We start from the raw sequence: 24,728 nt of genomic DNA, 5'->3' as shown, positions 1-24,728 counted from the left end.
TTTTACATCAAAAAAGGTGCCTCAAATTGAGACACCTTACCTTTATTAGCCTTTTACATAGTAAACTTCTTGTCCGCTTTCAATAACGTGTTCAGGCTTCGGCTTGCCTGCGCTTGCCTTGTGACCTGCAATATGCTCGGGACTCTTCTCCCAATTTTTCCATGCTTCCTCTGATTCCCAACGAACCATGATTAGCACTTCTTCATCACCACGGCGCACTTTTTTAACAAGTACCTGCTTATCAATAAAGCCAGGTTGCTGCTCAAGAAGCGATGGCCCGTCTGGCTTAGCACCAAAACGTTCCACAACCTTATCCGAATTCCCTTCCGTCACTACAATTCGTTTAATTTGTACAAACATATTAATTAAACGCCTTTAAGACATCTTCAACTTTTTGTGTTTCAGAAGTTAATCCACCACCTGATAAATACCATACTTGAGGATCAAGGTAGAAGATTTTGTTATTTTTCGCGGCTTTAGTAGCACCTACGATTTCGTTTTCAATTGCAGCTTTTGTACCTGACTCACCTTCTGGGTTTACAGCAGCGTCACGGTCAACTACAAATAAAATATCTGGGTTTGTATCACGAATATATTCAAAGCTTACATTGTCACCATGAGTATCAACTTTAATGTTTTCATCAGCAGCTTTTACACCAAATACATCATGAATCACACCAAAGCGTGAACCAGGACCATATGCAGATAATGAGCCTTCAGAGCCTAAAACAATTAAAGCTTTCTCTTCTGATGTAGTAGTTTTCGCTTTTAATTCTTCTACTTTAGCTTGATATGCAGCAAATGCATCAGCAGCTTCTTTTTCTTTACCAAAGATTTTACCAGCTAATTCAGTATTCGTTTTGAATGATTCTACAAAATTAGCGTTATCTACCCCAACAAATACTGTAGGCGCGATTTTAGAAAGTTCCTCGTAAGCAGAAGCTTGACGACCAGAAATGAAAATAATATCAGGAGCCATTGAAGAAATAGCTTCGAAATCAGGCTCTTTTAAAGAACCAACATTTACATAAGTTGTATCAGTATATTTGCTTAAATAGCTAGGAACAGATTGTTGAGGAATACCTGCAACTTCTACTCCTAAAGCATCTAAAGTATCAAGGAAACCATAGTCAAATACGACAATGTTTTTTGGTTGTTCCTTAAGTGTTACTTCTTTAAATGTGCTTTCTCCGCTTGTGCTACCTGGGATTGTGATTGGATATGCTGAGGCTTCTTCCTTTTGTTCTTCAGCTGGTTTATCAGTTGTTGTTCCTTTATCATCTTCTTTATCTTCTTCCTTAGAACTACAAGCAGCTAATACTAATAGCATCATCGCCATTAATACAGTAAGTAATTTCCAATTCTTCATTGTAAAATTGCTCCTTTAAAATTAAAATTTATTGTTTGATGATGGTTGGACCATCTATTACTACTAAGAGTTAAAATACACACAAATACGACAGCCATTCTGTTCCTGAACCGGGATATCCATATCATAGATTTCCTTCAAAGCATCCGAGTTGATGATGTCATTTGTTGGCCCGTCTTTTACAACACGCCCATTTTTTAAGGCTACGATATGATCGGAGTATACGGATGCAAAGTTAATATCATGCAATACAATAACAACCGTTTTACCTAGCTCATCAACTAGCTTTCGTAAAATTTTCATGATTTGCACAGAGTGCTTCATATCTAAATTGTTAAGTGGTTCATCAAGCAGTATATAGTCCGTATCCTGAGCTATAACCATAGCTATAAAAGCACGCTGACGCTGACCACCTGATAATTCATCCAAATAATTGTGCTGCATATCTTCTAAATTCATATATTGAATAGCTTCATCTACCTTTAGCTCATCTTCTGGCTTTAAATTTCCTTTTGAATAAGGGAAACGGCCAAATGACACAAGCTCACGAATAGTTAGACGTACATTCATATAGTTTGATTGCTTCAAAATAGAAACTCGCTTTGCAAAGTCATCTGATTTCCAACGACGTACATCTGATTTATCGAGTAATACTTCTCCAGTATCTGCATTTAGTAAACGGCTTACCATTGAAAGTAATGTTGATTTACCTGCACCATTTGGTCCAATAAATGACGTAATTTTCCCTGGGGCAACGTCCACACTGACATCTTGAATGACCGGTTTTTTGCCAAAAAACTTGGAGAGTTCCTTTACTTGGATCATCCTGCTGACCTACTTTCCTTCAATAATAAGTAGATGAAGTACACGCCACCTACAAAGTTAATAATAACGCTAAGTGTTGTATCAAAGTTGAAAATTCGTTCAACCATCCATTGACCACCGACTAAAGCAACAATACTCATCACACAAGAACCTGCTATTAACACAGAGTGCTTGTACGTTTTGAAAAATTGATAAGATAAATTCGCTACGATTAAACCAAAGAATGTAATGGGTCCAACAAGAGCAGTAGATACTGCAATTAATACCGAGGACAGTATAAGCATGCGTTGTACAAGCTTATCGTATGGCACTCCTAAGTTAATAGCTGTATCACGACCAAGAGACATTACGTCTAACTGGCTCATATGTCGCCAGCCATAGAGAAAGGCAACGATAATTGCAATAGCTGCAAGCCACACTAAATCCGAATTCACATTATTGAAGCTTGCAAACATTTTACTTTGTAAGCTTAAAAATTCATTCGGATCAATTAAAACTTGGAAGAACGTTGTCACACTTCCTAAAAACGTTCCTACTATCATACCGACAAGCAGTAAGAAGTAAATTGGGCGCTTTCCCTCTTTGAACAATACGCGATAGAAAATTAATGCAAAGACAACCATTGCTGAAACAGCAAGTAAAAAATTGTATTGAGCGCTAATCACAAATATCGACATTGAACCAAAGAAATAATAGATACATGTTTGAACCATCATATATAATGCATCTAGTCCCATTACACTTGGCGTTAAAATACGATTATGTGTAATTGTTTGAAAAACCACAGTAGAATATGCAATAGCTATTCCCGTTAACGACATCGCTACGACTTTAATAAGGCGGCGAGGGAACGCATAATGATAGTTTCCATTTAGTTCATAAAATACATACAGTAAGATAGAAGCTACTGCAAGACCAATTAAAATCAACATCTTTGTATGGTTACGCATATGCTTTCCCCCTAAACAACATAATTAGGAAGATCGCACTTCCGATGACACCAACTGTCATACTAATTGGAATTTCATAAGGGTAAATCAGCACACGCCCTAAAATGTCGCATAATAGTAAGAATGACATCCCTAGCAAAGCAGTATGAGGCAATGTTTTTGCAAGATTATCCCCCTTGAACAGCGAAATGATATTTGGAATGATTAACCCAAGGAAAGGAATCACACCAACAGTAAGCACCACTGTTGTTGAAATAAGGGCTACTAACACTAAACCAAAATTCACAACAAACTTGTAGGAGAGACCAAGGTTTTTAGCAAAGTCCTCACCCATACCAGCGACTGTGAAACGGTTTGCATAAATGTAAGCAAAAATCAGCACGGGTACACTTATGTATAAAAGTTCATAACGACCTTTCATCATTAATGAGAAATCTCCTTGTAACCATGCAGAAATGTTTTGGATAATATCTGCCTTATACGCAAAGAATGTCGTAATAGACGAAAGGATATTCCCAAACATCAAGCCAATAAGCGGTATAAAGATTGCATCTTTAAATTTAATCCGATTTAATATTTGCATAAATAATAGTGTGCCGGCTAAAGCAAATAGGAAAGCGAAGGAAATTTTTTGAAAGTACGTGACATTTGTAAAAAACATCATCGAAATCAGCACGCCCAATTTTGTAGCATCTAAAGTACCTGCTGTTGTGGGTGACACAAACTTATTCCTACTTAAGCTTTGCATAATTAAACCAGCAATACTCATACCTGCACCAGCCAGTAAAATTGCTACAAGTCTAGGTACACGACTAATTAAAAATAGTCTAGTTTCTTCTGATTGGAAGTCTAATAGATCACTCGGTTTAATATTCACTACTCCGATAAACAGTGACACAATCGACAACACTACAGTTGCTGTTAAAAGATATCTTATTTTCATTGTAATCCCCGGTAGATTCATTTTAGCTCGTAATCCATTCTCTAGTGAAAATGATTATCATTACTCACGATTCCCATTATAAGTGTGTTTTCATTCTCAGTCAACCTATAAATGAGAATTGTTCTCGTTTTTACTAGAATTCTTTAAAAACGAGCAGAAATAACAAAATAGCAACACTTTCTACTATTACGTAAATTGAAAATATTCACTTATTCTTCAAATTTCTTATACAAAGGAAAAAGGTAATTGAGAATATAATATTTTATCTTTCCTCAATCACCTTTTTAATTAAGCAATACGTTGATTTCTTTTTAGCCATGCAAAAATAATAAAAATTACTAACATAAAACCTACATATCCCATAACAGCATATAGCTTTGCCACAAGCGTCGTAAATCCGGCGAGGCTTGCAAAAAAACCTAAGATGCCAATAATGACGCTCGCAACCTTAAAACTGGGTTTGCTAGGTTTAAAAAAACGAACCATAAAGGAATAAAACATTCCTACGGCAGTATTATAAATCATTCCTAATAAAGAAAAGGACATTAGAAGACCAGCGAATGGATGAATTTCATTTGCCAATGCTAGCATCGGTATGTCTAATCCTACTATGACATTCATTTTAGCAAGAAGGGAAAGATTAATTAGCAATATTAAAGCTCCAAGCAAAATCCCACCTATAATGCCCCCCATACCTGCAACCTTCTCATTGCGAATAGCACCACACATTACTGTTAATAGGGAAAAACAAACACCTATATTAAAAGACATATAAAGTAATGCCGTCATCCACCAGCTTTTTGAACTTACTCGTGCCTGCTGTGCAATCACAGACTGCTCAACGAAGGTTAAATCCATTGTGGCTAATGAATAGACCGCTATTATGGATACTATAATTAGCAAATAAGGGGTAGCTATCGCAATAATGTTGATGATGCTTTTGACATTCATCATGACTGTTGCGATCGTAAGAACAATCATGCAAATACTTCCTAGCCAAACAGGTAGCCCAAACATTTGCTGTAATGTGGCACCCGCTCCAGCAAACATGATAACCGCTACACCAAATAGAAAGAGTGACAGTAAATAATCCATCACAAATCCCATAGATTGCCCTGATATTTGATAAATCAAATCCTTATGTGATGTTGTACGGTATCTTGAACTAATTTGGGCAATGCACATACCAATTAAAGCAAACCCAAAAGCAGCAAGAAATGCACCGTAAATTCCTTTATAGCCATAGCTCGTAAAATATAGTACGATCTCCTGTCCTGATGCAAATCCTGCACCGACGATAATCCCTACATAGGCACCACCGATTTGCAAGCTTTTCTTCAAACAGTCCTCTCCTCGTTTATGATGTTAAATCACTAAGAGATGCATATCACAAAAAATATGGAATTTAGAGGGAAAATCGGCCAACGCCCTACTCTAATTATTGGTAAACTTTCTTGCTAAGTGTCAACTTCTCAATTACTTTCATATTAGGAGAATACCCTATTCCTATAGCCTGCGGCACACTTATATAGCCGTTTTCCACAATCACTTCAGGAAAAATAATGTCCTCATACCAATAATGACTAGAACCCGCAGTATCTCCAGGCAATATAAAATTGCTAAGTGATGTTAATGCTATATTATGTGCTCGTCCGATTCCTGCCTCTAGCATGCCACCACACCAAACTGGAATATTATTCTCTTTACATAGATCATGGATTCGCTTGGCTTCGGTTAATCCGCCAACTCGTCCTATCTTGATATTTATAACACCACAGCTACCAAGCTCTATTGCCTTGCGGGCATCCTCATAGCAGGTGATACTTTCGTCTAAGCAAATAGGTGTTGTTATTTTCCCTTGCAGCTTAGCATGATCCACAATATCATCTACAGCTAATGGCTGCTCTATCATTAATAAATTATATGCATCAAGCTGCTGCAATACATCTAAATCATTTAATGAATAGGCTGAATTAGCGTCTACCATCAACGGGAGATCAGGCATCTCAGAACGAATAGCACGTACCACCTCCACATCATGGCCCGGCTTAATTTTCACTTTCACTCGTTTATAACCCTTCTTAAGATGATTCTGTATAACAGTGAGTAAAACTTCTTTTGAAGGCTGAATACCCACACTAACTCCTACCTCTATTCGCTCCTTTTTACCGCCTAAGGCTCTAGCCAATGATTGATTTGTTTGCTGCGCGTATATATCCCATACAGCACCTTCAATTGAGGCCTTTGCCATGCAGTTACGGCGAATCGAGGAAAATAAAGTACTAACCTCATCTGGATGCCCAATCTCTTTATGTAACAAGATAGGTATCAAAAAGTCCTCCAGCATATGCCATGCTGTTTTTAATGTTTCCTCTGTATACCAAGGTGCTACAAAGGCAACTGCTTCTCCCCATCCTATCGTGCCTGATTGATCTTTGGCTTCTATTAGTAGCAATTCTTTGTCGTGAATGGTACCAAAGCTCGTTGCAAAAGGCGCTTTCATTGGCATTTTTATATGTCTAACAATAATTTCCTTTAGTTTCACGCATATTCACTCCTTAACCTTATTATAAAGCTAATAAGGAGCGTCTTACTAACAGATAGCTATGCACATATTCCTTGTGCTTTTTCATTCTTACAATGGCATAATCTTGTTCAAATAATGTTGTTAAGATTGTACGAACTTTATAACGCCAGTCCTCTGCAAGCTTAGGGCTTTCCACTTTCATCTTTTGTAAAAATTGAGGGATAGGTAATAAATAAGCATCTTTATAAAAGGATTGCTCTTGCTGGAATGTACCATCGATATCTAGTACTGGTAAGCCATCCACTGTCAATGACCACGGTACAACTTCTTCAGCTCCCTCTTCCAGCTCATCCAAACTATCCTCTACTCGATCACGCTCAATCCACCATTCTACAACAATTCGATCTGAAGGCAGCCCCTCGTTAAAATCATCTTGGAGCTGACCATAATAATCATTTTCATACTGATAACTAAAAGCATTCAATTTCAAAAATGACAAATTAGCCATACGCGCTTCCAATGGTTCAAATAGCCATTGCACAAGCTGAAACCCATGATCCCTTGCATATTCCTGTTGTGCGTGCTTTAATAATTCTCCTACACCTTGTTCACGATATGATTTCTCCACACCAATCATGTGTGAGTGCAAATACATTATCCCTTCACGATAGCCTACAAAACAATAGTTAAAGCCAATAAGCTTTTCCTCTAAATAAGCTCCAAGTACTAGTCCACCATTTTGGACTGCTGCCAATAATTGATGTGAGGGGATAGCCTGAGTTCCCCAAATCTCTGCATTTAAACTCTGCACTTCTGCAATCTCAGTAGGTGTCATTATTTTTTGAATTCGCACTCTTTCTAACATTATGCCGATGCCTCCTTCGTATTCCCCGACTCCAAAGCTAACAATACCGCTCTTGTCAGAATTTCAACTCCCGTTACAAGTCTTGCCTGTTTAAATCTCATCTTTGGATGATGCAACCCTGGGGTTAATCCACATCCTAAACCGAGCATACTTGTTTTTAAATGGGGGCGTTGCACTGCATAGTGATGAAAATCCTCGCCACCTGGTGTATGAACTGGCTTTCTTAAATTCGACAATCCGGTCGCTTGGACGATCGCCTGTTCCATGATGTACTGAGCGGCAGGGTCTACCTCAGCTGCGACTATATTTGCAACTGTTCTTAATTCAATTTGTACTTTATGCAAGATTTTAGAGGAGTCAATCACCCGTTTTACACCTTGAGCAAGTGCATCCATGACATCATTTTTCTGCGCGCGAATATCAATCGTAAAGGATGCATTCCCCGGAATAATATTGCCAGATTCACCTCCCGCGTGGAATTTAGTCATTTTGATGGACACTGGAACCATTGGATCGGTATGAATGGTTCTTAAATCTTCAATAATTGTTGCTCCTACCTCAATAGCATTTACACCAAGATGTGGTCTTGCTGCATGTGCATCTTCACCAATAATTTCTCCCTCCATTAATCGTGAGGCACCATGATACAATGCAGCACAATATGTACCATCTTCAAGTTCATGCACCGGTCTTACATGGACACCGAATAAAAAGTCTAAATCATCAATAACTCCCTCCTTTAGAACAGATAAAGCACCTGTTCCTTTTTCTTCAGCGGGCTGGAATATTACACGAATGGTACCCTTTAACGACTGAGCCTGCTCTTTTAACAGCAACAGAGCACCAATAGCCATCGTCATATGTCCATCGTGCCCACAGGAGTGATTTGCTCGAAAAACACCATCTACCTCCTGCCATAACGCATCTATGTCTGTTCGCAAGCCAACCTTGGGACTGCCTTTTCCTACGTCAACATAAAGTCCTGTACTGTTTTTAAAGCGTATAGGTGAAAATCCTTCATTTGTTAATAAATCAAAAATATAATTGGTGGTTTCAACCTCATGCCAGCTTACTTCTGGGTTTGCATGTAAATATGTGAAAATTTCCATTAATCTTGGCCTCAAACGATCCAATGCTTCCTTCACAGCAACCAGCCCCCTTTAATTTTCATACTAGTAAGATTATTATAACTAAAAAAAAATCTTTTCATAGAAGCTTATACCCACATTTAGCAAATAAAACGATAGCGACAGCTCTTTCCTATCAGTCACTTTATGTGTTTTATCCTCCACTTTGATACTTCTATCCTTCACTTCTGCTTCCCTATCAAAATCAATAAAAAAAGATGTAAGTACAGTCATCGATTAAACTGTACTTACATCCCTTAATTTAGTTAATACCTCGCATAGCTTTTGAAATGATTGGCGAAAGTACTAATAAAATAATCCCGATAACAATTGATAAAGAACCTAAGAAGCCGAAATACGTGAATTCGCTTACAACTTCATATACCCTAACAAGTTGTGCATTAATCGCTTGCGCTGCGGCACTAGTTAAAAACCATAGAGACATTGTTTGTGCAGCGAATGCCTTTGGTGCTAATTTTGTCGTAGCTGACAACCCTACTGGTGATAACAAAAGCTCTCCGACAACGACTAAAAAGAAAGATAAGACTAACCACCATGGACTTACTAATGCTTCTCCACCTGATAAATATGCCGGAATCATCATTACTAGGAATGATAGCCCTGCAAAGAATAAAGAATAGGCAAATTTTCGAGGAGTAGTTGGTTGTTTATCTCCCCATTTTAACCATAGCATTGCAAATAACGGAGCCATCGTAATAACGAATAATGGGTTTAATGATTGGAACCATGAAGATTGAATGTGAAAGCCACCAATATTCAACTGTGTACGCGAATCTGCGTATGTTGCTAAAATAGTAGCACCTTGCTCCTGAATTGCCCAAAACATAACTGCAGATAAAAACAATGGAATATAGGCAAGCAGACGAGATTTCTCATCCTGTGTTGTTTTTTTACTACGATACATGAAGAAAAAGAACAGCGTTGGAATGATAATTCCTAAAGCTGTAATGATTAAACTGAATACATTCATTGTCAGTACACCCGTTTTAATGCCGATTGCACCTAAAATGATAATAATTAATGCTGCCATACCGAATTGTGTAAAGACTTTTTTACGTTCTTCTGGCTTTAACGGATTATTGACTTGTAAGCCTGCTAACCCCAAATATTTTTTCTCTGTTAATTTATAAACAATTAAACCAATTAGCATACCTAACCCAGCAAAACCGAAGCCAAGGTGGAAATTATATTTTTGTCCAATTGTTCCGACAATAAATGGTGCAATGAATGCCCCCATGTTAATACCCATATAGAAAATTGAGAACCCTGCGTCACGACGGCTATCCGTTTCTGCATAAATATCGCCAACAATACTTGAAACGTTTGGCTTTAATAGGCCTGTCCCCATAACAATAAAGGCCATTGAAGTAAATAACATGGCTATACCACCTGGTAATGCTAGCAGTAAATGACCAACCATGATTAACACGCCACCATAAAAGATTGTTTTACGTGTACCTAACAGTCGATCGGCAATCCAGCCCCCAATGATCCCCGACATATATACGAGTGAACCATAAATAGCCATTATAGAGTTTGCTGTTCCACGATCTAAACCAAGTCCGCCTTGGTTCAATTCATAATACATAAAGAAAATGAGAATTGCTCGCATACCATAGTAGGAGAATCGTTCCCAAAATTCTGTAAAAAATAATGTAAAGAGCCCTTTAGGGTGTCCAACAAAGCCATTTTGAGGGACGGATTTTACAATTTCATCTTTAGTAGACATAACAATATCCTCTCCCGATTTCATTATTCAACAAAAATATTATTACCCATTATCATGAATAAAAAACTTTGTTTCATCATACTAAAGCGTTTTAAAAACTTTATCAAGAGTTTTAAAAAATGTTGAAAATTTATCATTTTTCTATAATTTCAGACTTATTTTTATATAATAATATTAAATCCTTTGATATATCTAAGTTTTCTTACTCTTCCATTACAATAAAACTATAAATAGTTATTAAATTATTCTAAAATATTTTATAATCAGATTTTTTATAGTTTTAACATATATGCTAGGATTATCCACAAAGCATTTCGAACGGTGCCATGATAAAAAGCATGCTAGAAATAGCATGCTTTTACATCAGTATGGCGATTAAATTACGTATCCCTCATATTTCGTATAATCAGCTTCCTTGACCTCAAGAGTAAGCAGTGTTCCATTTTCTTCATATTCTGTGTCATAGACAGAAGCATGTTCATTTAAATAGGACACAATATTCCCTTGTTCATAAGGTATGAGCATTTTGCACGTCACATAGTTAGCGAAAATATGTTGTCGTATCAATTGTAGTAATTCCTCTAAACCAACTCCCTGCTTTGCAGAGATCCAAATATTATCTCCACTTACAACTGGGTATGGAACGTTTGCCAAATCAGCTTTATTGTAAACATAAATTGTTGGTATTCCTTCAACACCCACAGCTTTAAGTGTTTCATTCGTTACCTGCATCATAAAACCATGCTCTGCATTTGATACATCTACCACATGTAGCAATAAATCTGCATCACGCGCTTCCTCCAGCGTAGAACGGAACGCCTTTACTAAATGATGTGGCAATTTACTAACAAACCCAACTGTATCTGTTAATAAAAAATTCTTTCTATCAGGTAGTTCTATTTGACGGACAGATGTTTCAAGCGTAGCAAATAGCATATCCTTTTCAAATACTTGTTTATGATCCTCCTGCCCGATTTTAGCGAGTAGTTGATTCATAATAGTGGATTTACCAGCATTTGTATAGCCAACAATAGAAACGACAGGGACAGCATTTTTGCGTCGTTGTTTACGCTGCGTCTCTCGTTGTTCCTTTACTTGCTCTAGTTCTTTCTTAATTTTTGCAATTTGATCCTCAATTTTTCGACGGTCTAGCTCTAACTTCGTTTCACCAGCTCCACGGTTTTTAAAGCCACCGCCTGTGCCACCCCCTTGGCGACTCAAAGAGGCATGTAAGCCAACTAATCGAGGCAGCATATATTGTAACTGCGCTAACTCTACTTGTAACTGTGATTCTCGTGTTTTAGCTCGGCGTCCAAAAATATCTAAAATTAACATTGTCCGATCAATGACCTTAGTCTCCAAATCACGCTCTAAATTACGAATTTGTGAAGGAGACAATTCATCATTGAAAATGATTAAATTAGCATTTGCTTCATCATAAAAGCTTTTTATTTCTTGAATTTTGCCTGTGCCTACATAATGAGATGGCGTAATACGCTCTAAATTTTGAGTAATAACCCCTACTACCTCAACATTTAAAGCTTCTGCTAAATTTTTTAGCTCCTCCACTGAATAATCAAAATGCTCATCATTTCGTAAATTGACGCCAACTAATATGGCCTTTTCTAACAATATATCGACATCCTTGATTCTATTCATCCACAATCCTCCCACCAATACCTGGTGCTTCTTACGATAAATTTTCTTCATCTTACCATATAATGCCCTAAATCATGCCGTTTTTTTCATAGCAAAAAGCGCCCCTGTAAAAGGCGCATTTTGTTTATTTCTCTTGTTTTAGTAATTCTTCGGTACGTTCAAATTCCTCTTCTATTTCTTTGTTTGGTCTATATGTCAACATACTGACAATAACAGCAACGATTAAACAAACAACGAAGCCTGGTACAATTTCATACAGTGCACCACTTAAAACTTTAATCTTACCCCAAATAAAGGCTGTTGCAGCTCCTGCTACCATTCCACTTAACGCCCCGAAATTTGTTAGCTTTCTCCAGTATAATGAAAGCAATATAACGGGACCAAAAGCAGCACCAAAGCCAGCCCATGCGAAGCCAACCAAGTCCAATATAGAACTTTCTGGATTCCAAGCTAAAATGGCGGCTACAATGGCTACAACTAAAACAGCAATACGCCCAACAAATACATAATGCTTATCCTCTGCTGTTTTATTAAATAATGCCTTATAAATATCTTCTACAAGTGCTGAAGAAGTAACAATTAATTGCGATGAAATTGTACTCATTACCGCAGCTAATATGGCGGCTAGCATAATCCCCGCAATAAAGGGATGAAATAGAATTTGACCAAGCACAATAAATACGGTTTCAGCATCTTTTAACTCACTAGCATTTTGTTCGAAATAGGCTACACCAACCAGCGCAGTCCCAATCGCACCAAATAGACTAAGCATCATCCAGCCAATACCAATACGTCGAGCCTGCTTCGTCTCTTTCACTGAGCTAATGGCCATAAAACGAACAATAATATGTGGCTGTCCAAAATAACCTAACCCCCATGCGAGCGAAGAAATAACTCCTGCTGCTGTTGCAGTTGCTGGCAATAAATTTAAATGCTCAGGATTTACCGCTTTAATAGATGCTATCGTATCCCCTAGACCCCCCGTTAAAAATAGACCAAATAATGGTACAGTTACGAGTGCCAAAAACATAATGAGTCCTTGTAAAAAATCGGTATAACTAACCGCTAAAAAACCCCCGAATAGTGTATAAGCTACAACAACTGCAGACACAATTAATAAACCTGTATGATAGTCATAGCCGAATGAACTATCAAAAAACTTACCCCCTGCTACCATTCCCGATGATACATAAAATGTAAAAAATATTAAAATAATAATACCAGATGCAATTCTTATCAGCTTTGTATGGTCACGTAAACGATTATCCAAATAACTTGGAATGGTGATGGAGTCATTTGTTACTTGTGTATAGACACGCAGTCGTGGAGCGACAATCAACCAATTCAAATAGGCTCCTACGGTTAACCCAATAGCAATCCAAGCCTCCACCAAACCAGATAAATAAATGGCTCCTGGCAAGCCCATTAAGAGCCAGCCTGACATATCCGCTGCTCCTGCACTAAGGGCTGTTACAGCAGGGCCAAGTGATCGACCACCAAGCATATAATCTGTTAAATTGGACGTTTTAACGAATGCATACCAGCCGATTCCTAGCATTGCTACCATATAAATAACAATCGCCAGTAATTGATACATGTTACCTGACATATTTTCTCCTCCTTGTGGCTTTTTCATCTATTCTACTTAAAGTAGATATACCATAAATATACTTATATCCCTAAATTTTGTATAGTACTTAAAGTATCATCGCTCTATATAAACTGTGTTAAACTAGTGCCATCTATTACAGAATAAAGAAGGCGAAAAAGTATGATATTTGAAGAAATGAAAACTCAACTGACAGAGAGAATTTTACAGCAGCAACTTGTGACCGCGACCATTAGTCAACCACGAATGAAATCAAATGAAGTTAAGCGTATCAAGCTAAAGCCTATTTTGCTTAAGGATGTTTATCATATACAAATTGAATACCAATTTGAACGAATTTTAAAACATGAAAATGTCCATCTAGAAAATTTTCCACAAAGACTTGCATTATTTTTTAATGAATACCGTCAAGCGCATATTGATTTTATAGACGAAAAAGTACAAATTCAACTATCCAAAAAGAATAAAGTACTATGGAAATCAGATAAATCAGTCACTCCCAAGCAAATTAATTTAGCTCATAATCGCCAAAAAAACTACCTACTTAAAGAGGAGCAACCATATCCATTTTTAATCCGTCTTGGCGTACAATCAGAAGAAGGAAAAATTAAAAAACAAAAATATGATAAATTCAAACAAATTAATCGCTTTATTGAATTTATTGATGATGCCCTTGCTTATTTACCAAAGGATCGTCAGGTGCGTATTTTAGATTTTGGCTCTGGAAAATCCTATTTAACTTTTGCGCTTTACCATTATTTAAAAGTTGAAAAGGGTTTAGATATTCGTGTTACAGGCTTAGATTTGAAGAAAGAAGTCATTGAAGAATGCTCCAAAATCGCAAGTGATTTAGGTTACGAGCAGCTTGAGTTTTTAGTAGGGGATATTAATGATTATAATAATGAGTCAAATGTAGATATGGTAGTGACATTACATGCCTGTGATGTTGCTACAGATATGGCTTTAGCACGTGCTGTGAAATGGGGAGCAAGAGTTATTTTAAGCGTTCCTTGCTGTCAGCATGAATTAAATCGCCAATTAAATACACCAGCACTTGACATCATGCTTCAGCATGGACTTGTACGCGAACGATTTGCTGCACTTGCTACGGATGCTATTCGAGCCGAAATTTTATCTCTTGTTGGCTATGAGGCACAATTACTGGAGTTTATTGACATGGAAAACACACCAAAAAACATTCTTATCCGTGCTTATCACACTGGTAAAAAAACGAGCTCCGAGCAGCGTGCTCGTTACGATAATTTTTTAGCCTTACTAAATGCCCAGCCATTCTTAGCGAAAGAATTAGAAACATACTTATAATTTTTTATAGTAAACACAGAAAAAAAGGCGGTCCAATATATTTGGATCGCCTTCTCTATTATAGTTCTTGTCGTAACGCTTGGATAACATCGATTTTAGTGGCTTTACGTGCTGGACGATAGCCTGAAATCATAGCCACTCCAATACTGATAGCTGCTGCAATAACAACAAGCTGCCAAGGAATTAAGGAAAATATAATATTGTTATTACTAAAAGCATCTTCACCTGTTGCAGCCTTTAAAATTAACGGTAATGCGGCATTAGCTACGAAGCTTATAGCATATGATATTGCTACTGCAATAACAGTACCCACGAGACCAATGAACGTACTTTCCATTAAAAATAATCGTTGGATAAGCTTAGGACTAGCACCAATGGCCTTTAGCACACCAATTTCACGAGTACGCTCTGTTACGGCCATTGTCATAGTATTGAAAATACCAATTGATGCAATTAATACGGCAATTGTTCCAACAAATATAAGACCAATCTTTAGAACAAGGAAAAATACATTCATTTGATCTAATTGTTCAGTAATAGAATACACGCTATAGCCTTTATCTTTAAGACTATCTAATATAGGCTTCACATTTTCTAACGTATCAGCAAAAATATTAAATTCCGAGAAAAACATTTCATCCTCTTTAACATCTACCTTTGTAGCCAAATTAGATGCTAATACTGGCTTTTGTTCTATGTCCATATAGACAGCGTTATTAATCATCCAATCATAGGAGGGCTCCTTCATCACACCCACAATTGTATAGTTCATTTTCTCTGTCTCTTTAGCTGCACTAAGGTTAGGTGCGAGTGACAATTCGATTTCTTTGCCAATTAAAGATTCCTTATACCCTTCTTCTTTACCATCATAATCTGTGCCTTCTACCTCGGCTTCTTTATTTTTTTCTTCAATAATTTTACGCTCAGCATCATTTAATAAGGTTTGAGCAAAATGATAGCCAACAATAATTTCATTTGGTTTTGATGGATACTTCCCTTCTGAAAGCTTGCCATTTACTTGCTCAAAATCCTGCATATTCGCAATATAGAGGGTAGAGCTTGTATCTCGCCCCTCAAAAAATGAGTGTGCAGATGCATTCACTGAAATCGTTTCTAATACAGTTTCTACATGTTCAACCCCTTTTATTTCCTGTATTTGCTCATCCGTAAATGGCTCATTATCGAATACTTGAATTTTTGTTACCTTTTCATTTGATAATATATCATTGCGTAATGAATCCTGTAGACCAAATCCTACAGATGCAAGGACAATTAAAAATGCACAGCCCATTGTTGCTGCTAGCACCGTCATAAAGACACGTAATTTATTTTTCTTAATATGTTGTGTAACAAAATCTATCTGATCTTTAAATAACATGTTAAGCCTCCTCCTTAACAAGCTCACCGTCGTACATACGGAAACGTCTATGCGCTATTGTTGCTACTTCTTCGTCATGAGTAATGATGACAAATGTTAAACCAAGCTCACGATTTAAGCTTTGGATAAGCAACAAAATATCTTGCTCAGTTTCCGAATCAAGACTTCCTGTAGGTTCATCTGCCAACAGAATAGGTGGATTAGTGATCAAAGCTCTAGCAATACTTACACGCTGTTGCTGCCCACCAGACAATTCATTTGGATAATGGTCTGATACCTCTGATAAGCCAACCTTGTCCATTATTTTTTTAACCTTTTCCTTTCGCACAGCCTTCCTAGCACCCTGTAACTTTAAAGGAAGTTCAATATTTTCAAACGCAGATAATCCAGGCATTAATTGAAAGTTTTGAAAAATAAAGCCAAATTGGCTCAAACGAAAAGCTGCACTATCTGCTTCTGTAAGATGAGCTGTTTCCTTTCCATTAATCTTGATAGAGCCTTGCTCAGATTTCATGAATCCCGCTAAAACTTGTAATAGGGTTGATTTCCCAGACCCACTTTTGCCAACAATTGCAACAATCTCTCCTTCCTTAACCTCAAAGTTAACTCCTTTCAATACAGGAATTTGTTTTTCCTTGCCCTTTTTTCCGATTAAAAATGTATGTTGTAAGTTCTCGACTTGAATCATTGTCATTAACGCCCCTTTCTCATTCTCTTTCTATTGTAGAAAAAAATTCTTAAAAAAGTTAAAGGATAAAAATGAAGATATTCTTAAGAAAAAGGGCACACTAAATAGAAAGCCGTTCTTTACATTATCTTTACAATTACATTGACGATTGAAAGTTCTTTGTATAATACTGGCTATTATAATCCCCTATTTAAAAGCTCTTTTATTACTATTTCCAGTTTCCAGCTTATATTTTGTGAACATTTTGTATATTACAGGAATGTAAAGTTTTGTGTAGAATGTATGAATTTTATGTAGAAAAATTAAAGATTTTGTTATGATAGTAAAGTTTAGAGGTCGATTAATTTATTTATATCCAGGAGGATTCGATTTGCATGCTTAACTCAAAAAAACAAGACCCTTTCTTTATTGCCCTGCATAAAATTGCTGAAAATATGAGAGAGGCCGTACATTACGCAAATGATTTTCGTATCAACAGTGTAGCTGACCTGAAAGAGATTAGCATTACTATGAAAAATTACGAAACGGCTGGCGATAAGCTCATTCATGATCTAATCGTCATGCTAAATAAATCATTTATGACACCTATCGAGCGTGAAGACATCTTAGAATTTGCGATTCGTATGGATGATGTATTAGATGGTACGGAGCATTGTATCGCTCATTTTGAAATGTTCTCCCTAACAGAAGTCGATGAATCAATGCGTATCTTCTTAGGATACATCTCAAAAAGTGCTGATGAAATTGTTAAAGCAACAGAAGAGTTAAAGAAAAAGAATCTTATTGGTATGCGTCCACACGCAATTCTAATTAAAGATTATGAGCGTGAATGTGATGAAGTACAACGTTCATCCATCAAACAATTATTTTTAAATGAGAAAGATCCAATTCGAATTATTAAATTTAAAGATATATATGAACAATTAGAAGATATCGCTGATTATTGTCAAAATGTTGCCAACACAATGGAAACAATTATCATGCGTAACGCGTAATTAGGAGATGGGCACTTACAATGAACACAATCATTATACTAACCGTACTGGTCGTCATCTTTGCCCTAACATTTGACTTTATCAACGGCTTCCATGATACAGCAAATGCTATCGCAACTTCGGTTTCCACTAGAGCATTACCACCACGAGCAGCCATTTTAATGGCAGCAACGATGAATTTTATCGGGGCTATTACTTTTGTTGGTGTGGCAAAAGCTCTTACAAAAGACATTGTAGATCCTTTCTCTTTAAATGCCTTTCAAGGAGACACAACAGGCTCAATTGTTATTTTAGCTGCATTAATTTCGGCAATTATCTGGAATTTACTAACATGGTATTTTGGAATCCCTTCTAGTTCATCACACACATTAATCGGTTCCATTGCAGGGGCTGCTGTAGCATCTGCGGGTTTCAACGTTTTAAACTATGGCGGTTTTACTAAAATTATCATGGCATTGGTCTTTTCGCCAATCCTTGCTATTTGTGCCGGCTTTCTGATGATGACACTATTTAAACTATTATTTAAAAATTTGAATTTATATCGTACAAATAAAGGATTCCGTACGATGCAAATTTTCACAGCAGCTATTCAATCATTTACACATGGGACAAACGACGCTCAAAAGGCAATGGGAATTATGACCATGGCTTTAATTGCTGGAGGCATACATACAGGGGATGAAATTCCTTTTTGGGTACGTGCAGCGGCAGCAACTGCTATGGGTCTTGGTACCTCTATAGGCGGTTATAAAATTATTAAAACAGTCGGCGGTAAAATTATGAAGATCCGCCCTGTAAACGGGGTAGCTGCAGATTTAGCATCTGCATCTGTAATTTTTGGCGCTACTTTAATCCATCTACCAGTATCAACAACTCACGTAATTTCTTCCTCAATTATGGGCGTAGGCTCTGCACAACGTGTACGAGGTGTTAACTGGGGAATGGCTCGTAAAATAATCACTACTTGGATTATTACAATGCCAATTTCTGCAGTAATGGCTGCTGTTATTTACTTATTATTATCTTTATTCTTTTAAATTACATCTAAGACTCCTGTTCATTGGTGGACAGGAGTCTCTTGTTGTTGGTATAGCCCTTTTTCAAAACGAAAGGTCTATCTCCGTTCCGACTTAATGCTTTCTTCACTCATGTTGCCTCCCACTGGAAGCTTTGCTCCGTGCGAAAGCGAAGGGACAGCAATAAAGCGAGTAGCTCGGAACGGGATTCACCTTCATGTTGACTAAATACTCACAAAGGTATCACTGACCATTTTGATTTTCAACACTTTAAGACTCCTGTTCGCTAGTAGACAGGAGTCTTAACATTGTCACACGACAAAATGAGACACATCCTTTACACTATTTGAAAAGGGGGATGCTACACAACTATGAAAATTTTTTCAGCTTTTATAACAGCACATGCAAAAGCCATTGTAGCTATTTGGCTTGTGATTTTTATTGCTATGGCCGTTTTTGCCATACAATTGCCAAGTAAGTTGCAAGGAGATGGCTTTTTTGTGGAAGGAGATCATACCTATGTCACAAAAGAGCTAGCCGAAAATTTTGATTTGCCTTCAGATACAATTTTGGTTGTTTTCGATCCAGCTAAAGATAAGGAAATTCAAGATACTTTAAAGAAGTTGGATACCATCAAGGCAATCCACTCCATTCAGTCACCACTTGATGATGCCTCTTTACAAAAGAACGGCATTGCCTATGCTATGGTTCATCTGAAAAATAATATTGATAATCAAACTGATATTGTAGAGGATATTCGTTCTTTGATTGAAAAAGACGGTGTTACTGTAACAGGTGGACCCGTTATTTCTGCAGACATTAATACAGCCAGTCAAAAAGATTTAGCGTCCGCAGAAGCAATAGGCTTGCCAATTGCAATTATAGTCCTATTACTTGCTTTTGGGACTGTTGTAGCCTCTATACTACCAATTATTATTGGTGTTGTCACAGTTGTCACTGCATTTGGCGTTATGACATTGCTTAGCGGTAATGTTAACTTATCTATTTTTGTATTAAATATAGTACCTATGCTTGGACTAGCTTTAAGTATCGATTTTGCTCTATTGTTTATTAACCGTTATCGTGAGGAACGGGCTCATACTTCCATCCCTGAGGCCATACAAATCGCTATACAAACCGCTGGAAGATCTATTATTTTTTCAGCCGTATGTGTGATGATTGGTTTGGGAGCGATGATAGTTATAGACGTTGAAATTTTCCATAACATTGCATTAGGTGGCACTATTGTGGTATTACTGGCAGTGTTATCTGGCCTTACGCTACTACCTGCTACGATGATGCTCTTAGGAGATCGCTTAAATAAATGGCGTTTAATACGTGTAAAGCCCGGTGGAGCTAATCGATGGCGCGGCTTTGCAGGCTTTGTTATGAAGTATCCAGTAACGATTGTTATTGCAGCATTATTCCTACTAGGTATTGGTATGATTCCATTGAAGGATATTGAACTTAAAATACCTCAAGTGGATTCATTACCGACTAAATATGATGCACGTACAGCCTATGATAAATTAGATGACACATTTGGGCTTGGTGAAACCTCGACATTATACTTACTCGCTGATCGAAAGGAAGGTTGGGAGAATCATGAGGCGAGAGAGCTTATTTATACGATTCAGGAAAAGCTACTTGCTGATCCATTAGTAACGAATGTGTCAACGATTTATACGGCTGCTAACATCAACACACCTGAGGAACTGAATGCTTCCTTGGAAATTCCACAGGTAGCAGAGCAATTACAGCCCGTTCTAAGTACGTTTACTAAAGAAACTCAGCTATTTATCCCAATTACATTAGATGCAGCCGGTTCTTCATCTACTGCGCAAAAATTTGCTCGAACATGGAAAGATAAGGATTTAGGCGTTGATTTTGCACTCGGTGGGCAGGCAAAATTCAATCAAGAAATCTTCGATGAAATTGCCAATAAAATTGTATTGGCTATTTCTATTATTCTTATTTCAACATTTTTTATTTTAATGCTCGCTTTCAGATCCGTATTAATTCCACTAAAAGCGATTATTATGAATATTATTGGTCTTTCTTCTGCCTTCGGAATACTCGTCTATATTTTCCAATATGGACATTTTGGTATCGATGCAGGTTCAATTGTCCTGATTATTCCAGTCATTGTTTTCTGTCTGGTGTTTGGCTTAAGTATGGATTATGAAGTCTTCTTAATTTCACGTATTCAAGAGGAATATTTAAAAGGCGTAGATAATACACGTGCCACAATTGATGGACTTACTTCTACTAGTCGTATTATTACATCTGCAGCACTTATTATGATTGTTATTACAGGTGCCTTTGCCTTTACGGATGTAATGCCTGTTAAACAAATTGGTGTAGGTATAGCCATTGCCGTTGCAATTGATGCGACCATTATCCGTCTTATGCTTGTACCTAGTCTCATGAAGCTGTTCGGTGACTGGAACTGGTGGCTACCCTTTGCTAAAAAAAATAAGTAAGATCAAAAAAATCCGCTTCCTGTGTATGGGCTGCGGATTTTTCCTTTTATGCATAAATATTGTTATACCATTCTTTTGCTGCTACTACTTCTGGCATAGTCAGCTGGTGACCAAAATTAAACCATTTAGTTGTCACATTTGCACCCGCTGAAGTTAAAAGTGCCCCTAAATCCTCTGATTCCTGTGCAGTACACATCGGATCATTTGTACCAGCACCGATAAAGACAGGAATAGATGAAAGTTTCGGAAGTTCTATGCCTCTTCTTGGTACCATCGGATGATGAAGAATAGCACCTGCTAAAGCATTCTCATAATGGAATAATAGGCTTGCTGCAATATTTGCACCATTTGAATAGCCAATAGCTACAACTAGTTGGCGATCAAATCCATGCTGCTGTGCTGCCTCTGATAAAAAGTCATATAATTCCTTTGTGCGGAAGATTAAATCCTCCATATCAAAAACACCCTCCGCTAAACGACGAAAGAAGCGTGGCATGCCATTCTCTAACACATTCCCACGAACGCTTAAAATGCTTGCAGTTTCATCAATTTCCCTTGCAAGACCAATTAGGCTCTCCTCATTTCCACCTGTACCGTGTAGTAACAACAATACAGGCTTTGTTTCATCTGTTCCTTTATAAAAAACGTGCTGCATAAACAGTCCACCTTCCAATTATCTTGAATTCGAGATAATTGTAGCTTGTGGTAAAATTAAATTCAAGCTCTTTGACTTATTTATTTCACGATTTTCACTATTTGGCTGTTTCTCGTGGTCTTTGTAAAATTTAGTAATCGTGAAAACTGAAAATAAACAAGCTGCAACAACAACTACAATTACTATTCCCACTAATTTTTTCCCATTCATTGACCCTGTTCCCCCGAACTACTTATTTCTTATTACGAAAACCTTCTTCTAGTAAATATTCTTTTGCAGCATCATACGTACCAAAAGCTTCTTCTAAATTTTCTCCATGATAAACATTCCAAGAACGCTGCTCAAAGGCTAATGTTAATTGTACATTATCTCTACTTTGCCATATCTCAACAATCGGCTCTTGTTCATCCTCTTCCTCTGATAAATATTGAATAGCATCTTCAATAATTTCACGAAGTCGTTGCTCATCATAATCACGTATATTCACTAAGCCTTTATCATTCGCCTCTTCCTCATAACGCAATAAATCTCCAACAAAGACAAATCCGTTGCCATTTGGATGAAGCTTTTCTACAACAATGGTCTTTTCATACAGGCTGTCCATGAAATGATAATTTAAGCGCTTTAAAGAAATTTCCTTCTTAGTAAGCTCAGAAAATGATTCGATGATACCTTGTTTTTGTTCAAATGTTAGCATATAAAATGCTCCTTTTCTATACAATCTTCCTACAGTATAACTTATTTTTTCTGTTATAACGAAGCGAAATAGGACAAGCACTATTAATGAATAGCTCTTGTCCTATTTTACTTATGTTGTTTTAAACATCTTGTCTTTTACAAACTGAATCACATGTGCTACATATAGTTCTCGATATGGAACAAACTGTGCAGCACTAACTGGACGCACAATTTTTGCTCGTTGACCGTCAGGGAAGTATTCATAGCCTTCAATATTAAGAGTGGCTGTTTTTCCTAAAAAGAAGGCCTCTGCCTCATTTAAATCGGCTCTTACAACCCCTGACACTTCCTCATATTGAAGATCAAAAGAATCCCAATCATGTTTGAATGGATATATGTAAACATGGCAAAATTCATTGTCGATCATATTTTCCGAAACTATACTACAGGATGTCATGCCCATTTTTACAACATCATCTACATTGATAGCAAGACCCAGCTCTTCCTTTACTTCACGAATTCCTGATTCAACTGTCTCAACGGCTAATAAATGCCCTGCTGCTGTTATATCCAGCAAGCCTGGGTAGTCTTTTTTCTGTGCACTACGGATTTGAAAATAGATATAATTCTCATTGACAAGCCAACAGTGGAATGTTTCATGCCACAGCCCTTTCTCATGTACCTCAGCTCTCGTTGCTGTTCCAATTTGTTCATGCTGCTCATTAAAAACCTTCACAATTTCTTGTTCCATTTTTTCGACTCCTATACTGACTTCGTAGCCCTTTTCTTAATTGCGTTACGTTGATCATAAATATTGGATACGATAACCTTTAATACGGCATAAAATGGCACAGCAATAATAATTCCGATAAAGCCCGCAATATTACCTGCTGCTAAAATTATCGTAATAACTGTTAATGGATGTATATCTAGTGTTTTTCCCATAACATTTGGTGTTATAAAGTTACTATCAATTTGCTGCGCAACAAGTGTTACAACTGATACCCATATTACAAGAACTGGATCCTGTATTACTGCAACAATTAAAGCTGGTGTAAAGGCAATCCAAGGTCCAATAAACGGAATCATATTCATAAAGAAAGCGAATATGACAAGGAGCAATGAATACTCTAAACCAATAATTAAATACCCAACGTACATAATAAGCGCTAATAAAAAGCTAATTTGCAGCTGTCCTTGAATATAGCTACGTAGAACATCATCAATTTCACTTAACGTTTTTTTAATCCATTCACGACGTTCACCACTGAAATATTTATAAATCGAAGGCGCAAATTTTTCGTGATCCTTCAACATAAAAATAAAGAAGAATGGAATTAAAATAGCTAATAAGGAGACAGACACTATAGATTGTAAGAAGGAGACAAGCCCTTTACTCGCAACTACAGCAATATCCTGTACAGAATTTGCCATTTTATCAATAATATCTTTTAACTGTGTTGGGAAGTTATCCTTATTTTGCAACAGATAGTCCGTTGCATCTTGAATACTTGTGCTAATACTTGCACTTATATTCGCACTAATCATAGGTGCATTCTTTACTAATTTATTGACCTGCTCTGCAATCGGATTTCCTACAATCCATCCAAAGATGCCTGCAATAGCAATCAACCCTATAATAATTGTTAATATACTTGCCCACCGCGGGAATTTACGTTTTTCCAAAAATCGCTGAATTGGCTCTGTCACATAGTATAAAACACCACCAAGTAATAGAGGCACAAAAATCGCTTTTAATAGGATAACTAGCGGTGAAAAAATCCAATGAATCTCCACAAAATATTTAATGATTAGTAGTGTTAATAATATCCCTACGCCTACTTGAAACCAAACTTTTCTTGTCACTCTCATTCACTTCCTTTTTTCA

At 37.0% G+C, this 24,728-nt stretch carries 23 protein-coding genes; 4 read left to right on the top strand and 19 right to left on the bottom strand.

The window, feature by feature from the left end; translation table 11 throughout:
- Positions 1-45: 45 nt before the first annotated feature.
- The 12 genes from AC2CGN_RS21060 to putP form a co-directional block, all read right to left on the bottom strand.
- Positions 46-360, bottom strand: coding sequence for an antibiotic biosynthesis monooxygenase family protein (locus tag AC2CGN_RS21060; protein WP_429989466.1), 315 nt, complete (start codon positions 358-360; stop codon positions 46-48).
- Between the two features lies 1 nt (position 361).
- A complete protein-coding gene (locus tag AC2CGN_RS21055; protein ID WP_484516051.1) occupies positions 362-1,369 on the bottom strand; it encodes a siderophore ABC transporter substrate-binding protein in 1,008 nt (335 codons plus the stop codon).
- A 63-nt stretch (positions 1,370-1,432) separates the two neighbouring features.
- On the bottom strand, positions 1,433-2,194 hold the full coding sequence (locus tag AC2CGN_RS21050) for an iron ABC transporter ATP-binding protein (RefSeq protein WP_283869842.1): 762 nt from the start codon (positions 2,192-2,194) through the stop codon (positions 1,433-1,435).
- Complete coding sequence (locus AC2CGN_RS21045; protein ID WP_429983261.1) at positions 2,191-3,144, bottom strand: iron chelate uptake ABC transporter family permease subunit; 954 nt, start codon at positions 3,142-3,144, stop codon at positions 2,191-2,193. Before AC2CGN_RS21045 ends, AC2CGN_RS21050 begins: the two co-directional genes overlap by 4 nt.
- Positions 3,137-4,087: an ABC transporter permease gene (locus AC2CGN_RS21040; RefSeq protein ID WP_286923314.1), complete on the bottom strand. Its 951-nt coding sequence runs from the start codon at positions 4,085-4,087 to the stop codon at positions 3,137-3,139. The genes AC2CGN_RS21045 and AC2CGN_RS21040 overlap by 8 nt, the downstream gene beginning before the upstream one ends.
- A 288-nt stretch (positions 4,088-4,375) precedes the next feature.
- The gene (locus tag AC2CGN_RS21035; RefSeq protein ID WP_429988209.1) at positions 4,376-5,428 is read right to left on the bottom strand and encodes a YkvI family membrane protein; all 1,053 of its coding nucleotides are present in this window, start codon (positions 5,426-5,428) and stop codon (positions 4,376-4,378) included.
- 97 nt (positions 5,429-5,525) lie between these two features.
- Entirely contained in the window at positions 5,526-6,632 is a 1,107-nt protein-coding gene (menC, locus tag AC2CGN_RS21030) for an o-succinylbenzoate synthase (RefSeq protein ID WP_484516048.1), read from the bottom strand.
- Between the two features lie 22 nt (positions 6,633-6,654).
- Positions 6,655-7,479, bottom strand: coding sequence for a GNAT family N-acetyltransferase (locus AC2CGN_RS21025; protein ID WP_429986241.1), 825 nt, complete (start codon positions 7,477-7,479; stop codon positions 6,655-6,657).
- Positions 7,479-8,624, bottom strand: a complete 1,146-nt coding sequence (locus AC2CGN_RS21020; protein WP_369593947.1) for a M20 peptidase aminoacylase family protein — start codon at positions 8,622-8,624, stop codon at positions 7,479-7,481. The genes AC2CGN_RS21025 and AC2CGN_RS21020 overlap by 1 nt, the downstream gene beginning before the upstream one ends.
- A gap of 244 nt (positions 8,625-8,868) precedes the next feature.
- Complete coding sequence (locus AC2CGN_RS21015; RefSeq protein WP_283869849.1) at positions 8,869-10,356, bottom strand: peptide MFS transporter; 1,488 nt, start codon at positions 10,354-10,356, stop codon at positions 8,869-8,871.
- A gap of 375 nt (positions 10,357-10,731) precedes the next feature.
- Positions 10,732-12,015, bottom strand: coding sequence for a GTPase HflX (gene hflX, locus AC2CGN_RS21010; protein WP_369593949.1), 1,284 nt, complete (start codon positions 12,013-12,015; stop codon positions 10,732-10,734).
- 124 nt (positions 12,016-12,139) lie between these two features.
- On the bottom strand, positions 12,140-13,624 hold the full coding sequence (gene putP, locus AC2CGN_RS21005; RefSeq protein WP_429983267.1) for a sodium/proline symporter PutP: 1,485 nt from the start codon (positions 13,622-13,624) through the stop codon (positions 12,140-12,142).
- 162 nt (positions 13,625-13,786) lie between these two features.
- On the opposite strand from putP, the gene AC2CGN_RS21000 reads away from it, so the two are divergent.
- Entirely contained in the window at positions 13,787-14,947 is a 1,161-nt protein-coding gene (locus AC2CGN_RS21000) for a class I SAM-dependent methyltransferase (RefSeq protein WP_429989462.1), read from the top strand.
- A gap of 58 nt (positions 14,948-15,005) precedes the next feature.
- On the opposite strand, the gene AC2CGN_RS20995 is transcribed toward AC2CGN_RS21000, so the two are convergent.
- Complete coding sequence (locus tag AC2CGN_RS20995) at positions 15,006-16,325, bottom strand: ABC transporter permease (RefSeq protein WP_484516044.1); 1,320 nt, start codon at positions 16,323-16,325, stop codon at positions 15,006-15,008.
- 1 nt (position 16,326) lies between these two features.
- Positions 16,327-17,013 carry an ABC transporter ATP-binding protein gene (locus AC2CGN_RS20990; RefSeq protein WP_429986746.1) on the bottom strand — a complete coding sequence of 229 codons (687 nt, stop codon included), beginning with the start codon at positions 17,011-17,013 and terminating at the stop codon, positions 16,327-16,329.
- Positions 17,014-17,387: 374 nt separating this feature from the next.
- Between AC2CGN_RS20990 and AC2CGN_RS20985 the strand changes: the two genes are divergently transcribed.
- The 3 genes from AC2CGN_RS20985 (at position 17,388) to AC2CGN_RS20975 (ending at position 21,507) form a co-directional block, all read left to right on the top strand.
- Positions 17,388-18,008: a DUF47 domain-containing protein gene (locus AC2CGN_RS20985; RefSeq protein WP_283869854.1), complete on the top strand. Its 621-nt coding sequence runs from the start codon at positions 17,388-17,390 to the stop codon at positions 18,006-18,008.
- Between the two features lie 20 nt (positions 18,009-18,028).
- Entirely contained in the window at positions 18,029-19,045 is a 1,017-nt protein-coding gene (locus AC2CGN_RS20980) for an anion permease (protein WP_484516041.1), read from the top strand.
- A gap of 350 nt (positions 19,046-19,395) precedes the next feature.
- Positions 19,396-21,507 (top strand): MMPL family transporter, encoded by a 2,112-nt coding sequence (locus AC2CGN_RS20975; RefSeq protein WP_429983270.1) that lies wholly within the window; start codon positions 19,396-19,398, stop codon positions 21,505-21,507.
- A gap of 46 nt (positions 21,508-21,553) precedes the next feature.
- On the opposite strand, the gene AC2CGN_RS20970 is transcribed toward AC2CGN_RS20975, so the two are convergent.
- From AC2CGN_RS20970 to AC2CGN_RS20950, 5 genes are all read right to left on the bottom strand, one after another.
- Positions 21,554-22,162 carry an alpha/beta hydrolase gene (locus AC2CGN_RS20970; protein WP_429983271.1) on the bottom strand — a complete coding sequence of 203 codons (609 nt, stop codon included), beginning with the start codon at positions 22,160-22,162 and terminating at the stop codon, positions 21,554-21,556.
- Between the two features lie 18 nt (positions 22,163-22,180).
- On the bottom strand, positions 22,181-22,372 hold the full coding sequence (locus AC2CGN_RS20965) for a hypothetical protein (protein WP_286923300.1): 192 nt from the start codon (positions 22,370-22,372) through the stop codon (positions 22,181-22,183).
- Positions 22,373-22,394: 22 nt separating this feature from the next.
- Positions 22,395-22,859, bottom strand: coding sequence for a hypothetical protein (locus tag AC2CGN_RS20960; protein WP_429983272.1), 465 nt, complete (start codon positions 22,857-22,859; stop codon positions 22,395-22,397).
- 111 nt (positions 22,860-22,970) lie between these two features.
- Positions 22,971-23,591 (bottom strand): NUDIX hydrolase, encoded by a 621-nt coding sequence (locus AC2CGN_RS20955; protein WP_286923298.1) that lies wholly within the window; start codon positions 23,589-23,591, stop codon positions 22,971-22,973.
- 11 nt (positions 23,592-23,602) lie between these two features.
- A complete protein-coding gene (locus tag AC2CGN_RS20950) occupies positions 23,603-24,712 on the bottom strand; it encodes an AI-2E family transporter (protein WP_286923297.1) in 1,110 nt (369 codons plus the stop codon).
- Between the last annotated feature and the right edge of the window lie 16 nt (positions 24,713-24,728).

It is taken from the genome of Lysinibacillus sp. DFXJR4, from assembly GCF_057196045.1.
Note: the sequence above shows the minus strand (reverse complement) of the source record. Positions and strands in the feature narration are given on the sequence as shown.

Coding starts and splice junctions, on each gene's coding strand:
- AC2CGN_RS21015 (WP_283869849.1), bottom strand. CDS start 10,356: ATGTCTACTAAAGATGAAATTGTAAAATCCGTCCCTCAAAATGGCTTT.
- AC2CGN_RS20980 (WP_484516041.1), top strand. CDS start 18,029: ATGAACACAATCATTATACTAACCGTACTGGTCGTCATCTTTGCCCTA.
- AC2CGN_RS20975 (WP_429983270.1), top strand. CDS start 19,396: ATGAAAATTTTTTCAGCTTTTATAACAGCACATGCAAAAGCCATTGTA.
- AC2CGN_RS20955 (WP_286923298.1), bottom strand. CDS start 23,591: ATGGAACAAGAAATTGTGAAGGTTTTTAATGAGCAGCATGAACAAATT.
- AC2CGN_RS21055 (WP_484516051.1), bottom strand. CDS start 1,369: ATGAAGAATTGGAAATTACTTACTGTATTAATGGCGATGATGCTATTA.
- AC2CGN_RS20985 (WP_283869854.1), top strand. CDS start 17,388: ATGCTTAACTCAAAAAAACAAGACCCTTTCTTTATTGCCCTGCATAAA.
- hflX (WP_369593949.1), bottom strand. CDS start 12,015: ATGAATAGAATCAAGGATGTCGATATATTGTTAGAAAAGGCCATATTA.
- AC2CGN_RS21060 (WP_429989466.1), bottom strand. CDS start 360: ATGTTTGTACAAATTAAACGAATTGTAGTGACGGAAGGGAATTCGGAT.
- AC2CGN_RS20950 (WP_286923297.1), bottom strand. CDS start 24,712: ATGAGAGTGACAAGAAAAGTTTGGTTTCAAGTAGGCGTAGGGATATTA.
- putP (WP_429983267.1), bottom strand. CDS start 13,624: ATGTCAGGTAACATGTATCAATTACTGGCGATTGTTATTTATATGGTA.
- AC2CGN_RS21025 (WP_429986241.1), bottom strand. CDS start 7,479: ATGTTAGAAAGAGTGCGAATTCAAAAAATAATGACACCTACTGAGATT.
- AC2CGN_RS20970 (WP_429983271.1), bottom strand. CDS start 22,162: ATGCAGCACGTTTTTTATAAAGGAACAGATGAAACAAAGCCTGTATTG.
- AC2CGN_RS21045 (WP_429983261.1), bottom strand. CDS start 3,144: ATGCGTAACCATACAAAGATGTTGATTTTAATTGGTCTTGCAGTAGCT.
- AC2CGN_RS20995 (WP_484516044.1), bottom strand. CDS start 16,325: ATGTTATTTAAAGATCAGATAGATTTTGTTACACAACATATTAAGAAA.
- AC2CGN_RS20990 (WP_429986746.1), bottom strand. CDS start 17,013: ATGATTCAAGTCGAGAACTTACAACATACATTTTTAATCGGAAAAAAG.
- AC2CGN_RS21040 (WP_286923314.1), bottom strand. CDS start 4,087: ATGAAAATAAGATATCTTTTAACAGCAACTGTAGTGTTGTCGATTGTG.
- AC2CGN_RS21050 (WP_283869842.1), bottom strand. CDS start 2,194: ATGATCCAAGTAAAGGAACTCTCCAAGTTTTTTGGCAAAAAACCGGTC.
- AC2CGN_RS21000 (WP_429989462.1), top strand. CDS start 13,787: ATGATATTTGAAGAAATGAAAACTCAACTGACAGAGAGAATTTTACAG.
- AC2CGN_RS20965 (WP_286923300.1), bottom strand. CDS start 22,372: ATGAATGGGAAAAAATTAGTGGGAATAGTAATTGTAGTTGTTGTTGCA.
- AC2CGN_RS20960 (WP_429983272.1), bottom strand. CDS start 22,859: ATGCTAACATTTGAACAAAAACAAGGTATCATCGAATCATTTTCTGAG.